The sequence below is a fragment of the Streptomyces sp. ADMS genome (assembly GCF_033441795.1).
GTDB lineage: Bacteria > Actinomycetota > Actinomycetes > Streptomycetales > Streptomycetaceae > Streptomyces.
Genome location: NZ_JAVFVX010000613.1, coordinates 1 through 241, shown reverse-complemented (window position 1 = coordinate 241; position 241 = coordinate 1). Strand labels below are relative to the sequence as shown.

Here is a 241-nt window from a genome sequence, read left to right as displayed (position 1 = left end):
CCGGCCTCCCGGGAGAACCTGCGGGCGATGGTGCGGGGGCTGCTCAGCGAGGTGCCGCGCAAGAACCTGTGGCAGCTCGCGGAGGCTGCCGGCCACCCCAACCCGGACCGGTTGCAGGGCTTCCTGGCCAAGGCCGCATGGGATGCGGACGAACTGCGCGACCGGGTCCGCGCTCACGCGGTCGCCGCCCTGGCCGCCGACGACGCGGTGCTGATCGCGGACGAGACCGGCGACATCAAGA

General features: G+C 73.4%; 1 protein-coding gene. It reads left to right on the top strand.

Annotated features, from left to right (window positions below; genetic code table 11):
- A partial coding sequence (locus tag RB628_RS42190) for a transposase (protein WP_318325862.1) occupies positions 1-241 on the top strand: 241 nt, incomplete at both ends.